The 7,441-nt window shown below is 51.5% G+C and carries 4 protein-coding genes and 1 pseudogene; all 5 read left to right on the top strand.

The features are described 5' to 3' along the window. The first annotated feature begins 603 nt into the window (after window positions 1–603). Window positions 604–834, top strand: a complete 231-nt coding sequence (locus ACEYDX_RS07480; protein ID WP_373741397.1) for a hypothetical protein — start codon at window positions 604–606, stop codon at window positions 832–834. 530 nt (window positions 835–1,364) lie between these two features. Continuing rightward, complete coding sequence (locus ACEYDX_RS07485; protein ID WP_373741398.1) at window positions 1,365–2,648, top strand: HlyD family secretion protein; 1,284 nt, start codon at window positions 1,365–1,367, stop codon at window positions 2,646–2,648. Window positions 2,649–3,025: 377 nt separating this feature from the next. Beyond that, window positions 3,026–5,131, top strand: coding sequence for a peptidase domain-containing ABC transporter (locus tag ACEYDX_RS07490; RefSeq protein WP_373741399.1), 2,106 nt, complete (start codon window positions 3,026–3,028; stop codon window positions 5,129–5,131). Between the two features lie 144 nt (window positions 5,132–5,275). Further along, complete coding sequence (gene ggt / locus ACEYDX_RS07495) at window positions 5,276–7,066, top strand: gamma-glutamyltransferase (protein WP_373741400.1); 1,791 nt, start codon at window positions 5,276–5,278, stop codon at window positions 7,064–7,066. A 179-nt stretch (window positions 7,067–7,245) separates the two neighbouring features. Further along, window positions 7,246–7,441, top strand: a pseudogene (locus ACEYDX_RS07500) (IS5/IS1182 family transposase); the annotation flags it as partial.

Below are 7,441 nucleotides of genomic sequence, written 5' to 3' on the forward strand. Positions count from 1 at the left end.
ATTTTTAAATTTTTATCTTTATTTTAAGGAGTATATTATGAAAGAGTTGAATCTGAATGAACTGGAAGCAGTAACAGGTGCAGGACGCATAGGTGTTACCATTGGTGGTTTTGATTTCGGAATCTACTGGGAATAATTATTAAATTGATGTAGCCAGCGTAGGTACGGTTAGCTTCTCTTAAAGAAGCGTAACCGTACGCACGTCGGCGGCTTGTACGGTTATGCCGCTTGGGGCGGCAAACCGTACCTACGATGCCTATATGCTGCAAATCCCGAAAGGCCGTCTGAAAATCCGTTTTTCAGACGGCCTTTGTCATTTAAATGTTTTTGCAAACCTATACACGTTATTGCCGCTGTGCTTTGAACTGTAACGGTGGTTTCAGCCAGCGTAGGTACGGTTAGCTTCTCTTAAAGAAGCGTAACCGTACGCACGTCGGCAATTTGTACGGTTACGCCGCTTGGGGCGGCTAACCGTACCTACGATGCCGGATATGCTGCCAATCCCGAAGCCAGCGTAGGTACGGTTAGCTTCTCTTAAAGAAGCGTAACCGTACGAATGTTGCTAAGCCAGCGAGTGCTGTTTGTTTTTTAAGGAGATTTTTTATGAAAACTTTAACTAGCAATGATTTTGGCCGTGAACTGGCTATGCATGAATTGAATATGGTGGCCGGAGGTTGGGGCAAGGAGTTTAATTGGGATGAAGATATTGATTGGGACAGAGCTATAGAAACGGGCTATGCTACTGCTGCTGGTGGCGGTATCGCAGGTGGTATAGGTGGTTTTTTAGGATCGATATATGCTGATGTATTAAGGGCAAATATTGATCTCGATTAAGTTGATTAACGTTTGTATATTTGCACCTCTTCTGTGCGAATGATCCTACAATATTATTTTTAAGGAATTTATTATGCAAGAACTGAGAAGTTATGAACTGAATCAAGTTTCCGGAGGTTATTTTTGGGATCCTACAATTTTGCCGGATCCAAGCAGTGTGTGGGCAATTCGAGAGGGGAATTGGCGGCTTCAAATATAACCAGAATACCTACAGTGTTTTGTTGGCTTTACCATGAATAATAGCCCGCGTAGGTACGGTTAGCTTCTCTTAAAGAAGCGTAACCGTACGCATGTCGGCGGTTTGTACGGTTACGCCGCTTGGGGCGGCTAACCGTACCTACGATGCCGGATATGCTGCCAATCCCGAAGAGCCGTCTGAAAACCTGTTTTTCAGACGGCCTTTGTCATTTAAATGTTTTTGCAAACCTATACACGTTATTGCTGCTGTGCTTTGAACTGTAACGGTGGTTTCAGGGTCTGTTACAGGGTAGTTTCCGAATATTAAAACGATACATTCCGATTGGTTGACGATGGCCGACAACAACAGTTTTTTCCGCCCTGAAATCTTCGAGGCGAAGAAGAATAAGTGGACGGGGCATGTGGTGATGTCCCGCCCGTTTTCTTTTGTGTTTTTAACGGGTTGCGCGGCAGCGGGGGCTGCTGCGCTGATTGTTTTTGCGTTTTTCGGCAGTTATACGCGTAAAACGACGGTGGATGGGCAGCTTCTGCCTGCTGCGGGTTTGGTGCGGGTGTATGCGCCGGATACGGGCTTTATTGCGGCTAAAAAGGTTTCAGACGGCCAATATGTGAAACAGGGCGACGAATTGCTGACTTTGTCGATGCCGCGCTATAACGAGGGCGGTGATGCGCGTGCGAAGCTGGTTCGGGAAGCCGAGTTGCGCAAGCAGATGCTGCTGGAGGAAATCGAGCAGAAGAAAACGATGCAGAAAGGCGAGGAAAGTACGGTTAAAAGCAATGTCGGCAAGCTGGAAGACCAGCTGGCGGATGTGCGCAACCAGTTGAAGGGGCAAAGGCAGCGGGTGGCTTTGGCGAAAAAGGTGATTGAAAAATACCGCCCACTGTTGAAGCAGGGCTTTATTTCCGACCAGCAGATGATTGAATATGAAAACGCGCATCTGGATCAAAAGACGCAATTGGGTACTTTGGAGCGGGAAGAGGCGGCCATTATCCGGGAATTGGAAGAGCAGCGGCAGAGCCTGACCAGCCTGCCCGAGAAACAGCAGTCGGAATTGAGCCAGCTCAGCCGCAATGTTTCGGAACTGACGCAGGAAACGCTGAATCTGGATATGCAGCAGGAGCAGTCGATTCGGGCAAGCAAGGCGGGTTATGTCAGCACGTCGAACGTGGAGGCGGGGCAACAGGTAACGCCTTCTACGCTGCTGTTGAGCATTGTGCCGAAAAACACCGATTTGGTGGCGAACCTGTATGTGCCGAGCAGGGCGGCGGGTTTTATCAAGCCTAACGATAAGGTTGTGTTGCGCTATCAGGCCTATCCCTACGAAAAATTCGGCCACGCCGACGGAAAAATCATTTCGATTGCGAAAACGGCGGTGGGCAGGCAGGAGCTGACGACTTTGGGCGGTGCGGTTACCGAAGAAAATGTGCAGCAGCCGGCCCAAAACGAACCGGTTTATCTGGTCAGGGTAAAACTGGCCAAACAGACCATCAAGGTTTACGGCGAAGAGAAACGGCTGCAAACGGGCATGGTGGTGGAAGCCGACATTATGCACGAGCGTAAGAAGCTCTACGAATGGGTGCTTGACCCGCTGTACAGTATTACGGGGAAACTTTGAATATTTTGTATGAAATATCCGACGGTTTGTTTGTAAGTTGGTAGGTTTTTGATTGACTCAACTGAAAAATCAATACCATGAGAAAGTTTTTATATCAGATTGTTCCTTTGATTTTTATGTTATCCGCGTGCTTCTTTATCCGACAGATTACTGATATTTCAGGAATTTTTTACTGGATTTTATTCATATTTTGCGTAATAGCTGGAGGCATGATAGGTAAAATTCTTTCAAAAAGAATCGATTGAAGCAACCGTCGATTACTCTAAGAAAAAAAAGTTAATCTATATATTTGGAACCTGCCTAGTATATTTAGGCCGTCTGAATTTTTCAGACGGCCTTATCCAAATGAATGTCTCAAAGTAGGATTTTAAGAAACTATGAATTATTTGGAACGCTTATCTTTCGGATTCAGTAAAAAGCTGCCCGTGATACTGCAAACGGAAGTGGCCGAATGTGGCTTGGCTTGTCTGACTGCGATTGCGGGTTATCACGGCTACCACTCTGATTTGCGCACGATGCGGCAGAAGTATTCGCTGTCGCAAAAAGGCCTGACGATGGCGGATATCGTGCGTTTCGCCAATGATTTGAATCTGACTTCGCGGGCTTTGCGGCTGGATTTGAACGACCTGCCCAATCTGCGTGCGCCGTGTATCCTGCATTGGGATTTGAACCATTTTGTGGTGCTGAAGGAAGTAACCAAAGACGGCATTGTGATTATGGATCCCGCCGTGGGCATCCGCAAAATCCGTATGGAAGAAGTGTCGCAGAAATTTACCGGCATTGCGTTGGAGCTGTGGCCGAATTCCCGCTTCGAGAAAAAAGAAGAGCGGCAGAAAATCAAAATCTTGTCTTTGCTCAAAGGTGTAACCGGTATCGGCCGCTCTTTGGCTCAGGTTTTGATTCTGGCGTTTGCGCTGGAAATTTTCGGACTGGTCAGCCCGTTTCTGATGCAGTGGGTCATCGACCACGTTATCGTGTCGGCAGATAGAAACCTTTTGCTGACGCTGGTTTTGGGATTCGGCCTGCTGATGATTTTGCAGCAGCTCACCGGCCTGCTGCAGTCATGGGTCAACATGCATTTGACGACTACATTGAGCGTGCAGTGGAAGGCCAATATTTTCAAGAGACTGCTCGATTTGCCTGCCGATTACTTTTCCAAACGGCACTTGGGCGACGTGATTTCTCGTTTCCAAGCGATTGACAATATTCAGGAAACGCTCACTTCCACAGCCTTCAAATCGGTATTGAGCGGGGTGATGGCGGTGTTCACGCTGATACTGATGTTCTATTACAGCGCGATACTGACATTGGCCGTTTTGATTGCATTGGTGCTGTACATCATTATCCGTATTGCGGCCTATTATCCGTTGCGGCACGCCACGGAAGAGAACATTATCCACGAGGCCAAACAGAACACTTACTTTATGGAAACGGTGCGAGGCATCCATACGGTCAAACTGTTTGAAAAAAACGAACAGCGGCACAGCTCATGGATGACCCTGTTTGTCGATACCATCAATGCGCATCTGACCACGCAAAAACTGACCAATATTTTCGATTTTGCCAACAAACTGCTGTTCGGCCTAGAAAGCATCGTCATTGTTTATCTGGGGGCAACACGCGTATTGGACGGCGTATTCAGCGTGGGCGCGCTGATGGCTTTCTGGGCATACCGCCAGCAGTTTGAAACCCGTGTTGCAGAGCTGGTCGACCAATACATCAAAATCAAAATGCTTAACCTGCACGCCGAACGCTTGGCCGATATTGTCCTGACCGAAACGGAAACCGAAAAAACCGAAGAAATCTACATCCCCGAAACCACGGGCGACATCGATATTGTGGTGGACAACGTATCTTTCCGCTATTCCGACACCGAACCGTATATCCTGAAAAACATCAGCCTGCACATCAAGCAAGGCGAATCCGTGGCATTCGTCGGCAGTTCGGGTTGCGGCAAATCCACCCTGATGAACATCCTGATCGGCAATCTCAAACCCGAATCGGGCAGCGTATTGGTCAACGGCCACGACATCCACAAACTTTCCCCTCGCTTCATCCGCGGTCTCAGCGGCACGGTAACGCAGGACGATGTGCTGTTTGCCGGTTCGATTGCCGAGAACATCTGCTTTTTCGACGAAACGCCCGACATGCATTTCATCATGCAGTGTGCCGCAATGGCCATGATTCACGAAGACATTATGCAGATGCCGATGGGTTACGAAACCCTGATCGGCGACATGGGCAGCGCGCTTTCAGGCGGCCAAAAACAGCGGATTATCGTGGCACGCGCGCTTTACCGCAAACCGCGCATCCTGTTTTTGGACGAAGCCACCAGTAATTTGGACATGGAAAACGAGCGGGCGATCAACGAAAACCTGAAGATGCTGAACATCACCAAAATCATGGTGGCGCACCGTAAGGAAACCATCGAATCGGCCGACAGAATCATCGATATGGAAGCGGTTCGCCCAACGCCGCCGTAACCGCCTGAAAACAATCAAGGCCGTCTGAAAACATTTTTCAGACGGCCTTTATCCATCCCGAAGATTTCCGGCGGTTACGGTTCTTCCTGAAACTGTGTTACTGTACCGTTTTATCGGTTACAGCCGTCCGGCATTGGAGAAAGCATGAAAACCCCTTTTATATACAGCATATTAACGGTTTGCATATTGGCCGCCTGCGCCAAAACCGAACCGCAGTTTCAGACGGCCTCGGGCCAAACGCCTGCTGCACCGGCGGCAGCTCCGACGGACAGCCAAAACCATGCCCCCGAACAGGGTACGGGCCTGACCGAGCAGAAGCTGGTACACGCCCGTCGGTTTATAGCGGCTTCGGCCAATCCGCTGGCCACGGAAGCGGGTTATGAAATCCTGAAAAAGGGCGGCGGCGCGGTGGATGCGATGGTGGCGATGCAGACAGTGTTGAGCCTGACCGAACCGCAGTCGTCGGGCTTGGGCGGCGGTGCGTTTGTGGTGTACTGGGACAATAAAGCGAAAAAACTCACGACTTTCGATGCCCGCGAAACCGCACCGGAAACGGCCAAACCCGAGCTGTTTTTGGACGGCAGCGGCAAGCCGCTGGAATTTATGGATGCGGTGGTGGGCGGCCGTTCGGTAGGCATACCGGGCGTGCCCAAGCTGATGGAGCAGATGCACCGCCGTTACGGCAAACTGCCGTGGAAAACGCTGTTTGCCAAGCCGGTTGACCTTGCGGAACGGGGCTTTGCCGTATCGCCGCGCATGGCGAAATCCGTGGAACAGAATCAGAAATATCTGGCGCGTTATCCGCAAACGGCGGCTTATTTCCTGCCCGGCGGCAAACCGCTGGCGGCGGGGACGGTGCTGAAAAACCCCGAATTTGCCGCTTCGGTGAAACTGTTGGCGGCCAAAGGCAGTGCGCCGTTTTATACGGGCAAACCGGCCGAAAACATCGTGGATGCCGTCAACCGCGCCACCGGTGTGAAAACCATGAGCATGGCCGACTTTAAAAACTACCGCGTCGTCGAACGCAAACCCGTGTGCACGCCTTACCGCGGCTACGAAGTCTGCGGCATGGGCGCACCGAGTTCGGGCGGCATTGCGTTGGGGCAGATTCTGGGCATCATGCAGCGCAAAGACATCGGGGCTTTGGGTGCGGACAACATCGAAAGCTGGCGTTGGCTCGGCGAAGCGTCGCGCGCGGCGTTTGCCGACCGTGATTATTATGTGGCCGACCCGGCGTTTGCCGCCGTGCCTACTGCCGCGCTGCTGGATAAAGGTTATTTGGCCAAGCGTGCCGCCGCCGTCGGCGGAAGCGGTAAAGCGGCGGCAACCGTTGCCGCAGGCCGTCTGAAAAAAGGTGCGGGCAAAGGCAGCGGCATGGAGCTGCCGTCCACCAGCCATATTGCGGTTGTGGACAAGGCGGGCAATGTGCTGTCGATGACCACGTCCATCGAAAATGCGTTCGGCTCCACGCTCACGGCCAACGGCTATCTGCTCAACAACGAGCTGACCGATTTCGCGTTCAACCCCGTCGATAAAGACGGCAATGCGGTGGCCAACAGCGTGGCAGGCGGCAAAAGGCCGCGTTCGTCGATGGCGCCGACCATCGTGATGAAAAACGGCCGTCCGTATCTGGCCGTCGGCTCGCCCGGCGGCAGCCGCATCATCGGCTATGTCGCCAAAACGCTGGTGGCGCACATCGATTGGGGCATGGACATCCAGCAGGCGATTGCCCTGCCCAATATGCTCAACCGCGGCAGTGCGTACGAACTGGAAGAAAACACCGCCGCAGCCGCCAAAGCAGGGGCATTGGAACAGCTCGGCTACAAAGTGCAGGTGCGCGACCTGAATTCGGGCGTGCAGGGCATCGTTATCGGCAAAGACGGCTTGCAGGGCGGAGCCGACCCGCGCCGCGAAGGGAAAGTGATGGGGGATTGAGTGTTCCCTTTGAAACGCCGGCTGTCGATACAGGCCGTCTGAAAACTTATTTTCAGACGGCCTGTTTGTTCGGAAGCGGCATCGGGCGGATTGGACGCGGATATTTTGCAAAGGCCGAGACCTTTGCAAAAAAACCAAAACTCCTCTAAATTCTCCTAAAGAATTCAGAGGATTTTTTTATGAGCAGCTTTTTCCACCAACAAGCCCAAATCATGATGAGCAAACATATCGACAGCTACCCGTTGCTCAAAATTAACCGGCTACTCGATTGGCAGCCCATCGAACAACTTCTCAACCGGCAAAAGACCCGTTACATCCGCGACCACCGCGGTCGCCCCGCCTATCCGCTACTGCCCATGCTCAAAGCCGTATTGC

The sequence above is a fragment of the Neisseria sp. genome (assembly GCF_041804105.1).
Classification (GTDB): domain Bacteria; phylum Pseudomonadota; class Gammaproteobacteria; order Burkholderiales; family Neisseriaceae; genus Neisseria.